This is a genomic window from Herbivorax alkaliphila, assembly GCF_030848475.1.
Lineage (GTDB): Bacteria > Bacillota > Clostridia > Acetivibrionales > Acetivibrionaceae > Herbivorax.
This window is the reverse complement of sequence record NZ_JAVDDS010000136.1, coordinates 1-1,247: the sequence shown is the minus strand read 5'-3', so window position 1 is coordinate 1,247 and position 1,247 is coordinate 1. Positions and strand designations below refer to the sequence as shown.

The following is a 1,247-nucleotide window of genomic DNA, read 5'->3' as shown; positions in this document are numbered from 1 at the left end:
TTACAAAGGCATGGTGAAATAGTACCTCCTTGAGGTGTTCCTGCTTCTATGTCATAATATTCATCATCAAATATCATACCAGATTTTAACCATTTCTCCAGAATTCTTTTATCTATTGGTATATTATTCATCATCCATTCATGGGATATATTATCAAAGCATCCTTTGATATCACCCTCTAACACCCATTTAGCTGATTTCTTTTGACTTAATATAATAAATAATTCTTCAATAGCATCAGCAGTTGATCTTCCAGTCCTGAATCCATATGTATTATTATCGCATATTGTATCTGCAACTGGATCTAATGCCAGAAGATACAAGGCTTGCATTGCTCTATCCTTCATGACTGGTATACCTAAAGGTCTTTTCTTTTTACTGTTTTTCTTTGGTATGTATACCCTTCTTAATGGCTGAGCTTTATATCCTCTTCGATTCAGAAGATTTACCGCCTGCTCTTTATCCTTATTAGTTTTCCATAATATATTGTCTACTCCTGGTGTATTCTTACCTTTATTTGATGTTACTCTTTTTATTGCTATTATTTTTGCATAAAACGAATGTGTTATCAGCCATTGCAAGGATTTAACCTTGTTATATCTTCCTTCCTTTTGAGCCTTTACGATACGCTTTTGAAGTTTCTTAACAGCAGCTATACATTTGTCCCATAATATCTTAGACCAACATATTCTTTTGTCAGTAGGTGCACACACTATTGTGTTCATTTGCTCTCCTTCTTTCAGAAATTCTCCAAATTATCTCGTAATCAAGCACCAGGTCGAAGTCTGCACGCTTTCACGTCAGGATATATATCCCTATCTACCTCATTACAAGATAGCATTCGCTTCCTCGACACTCCCATACCCACATTCCCGTCGGCTCACCTTGCAGCTGCCTACCTGTCAGTGACAGGAGAAATTTGGGCTTACCACGTTACGCACAGATAACATATTTCAGATGGGTTGGTTCTGCGATTCCGCCGGTAGCTCAACATCCGTGTAATCCCAAAAACGTAGGGAATTATCCTGGCTACTTACCTTTTGGTCAAAGCTTATCAGCACCTTTAGCTTTTCTGCAATTTACGACGTTTATATACAGTTTAATTATTTTAACCATACCATCTACAACCTAGCCCCCTAACCGCCCTAGTGCTGGCAGTTTCCCAGAATCTTCACAGACTCCAGTTCTTCTTATAGGAGAAAGGGTTACATTGTCACAACAGCTTAGAACCTAGGTGTTACCATCTA

1 protein-coding gene is annotated in these 1,247 nt (G+C 38.0%); it reads right to left on the bottom strand.

The window, feature by feature from the left end; all coding sequences use genetic code 11:
* On the bottom strand, nucleotides 1-725 hold a 725-nt coding region (locus RBH29_RS17685), incomplete at its 3' end, for a reverse transcriptase N-terminal domain-containing protein (RefSeq protein ID WP_306698333.1).
* Nucleotides 726-1,247 lie beyond the last annotated feature (522 nt).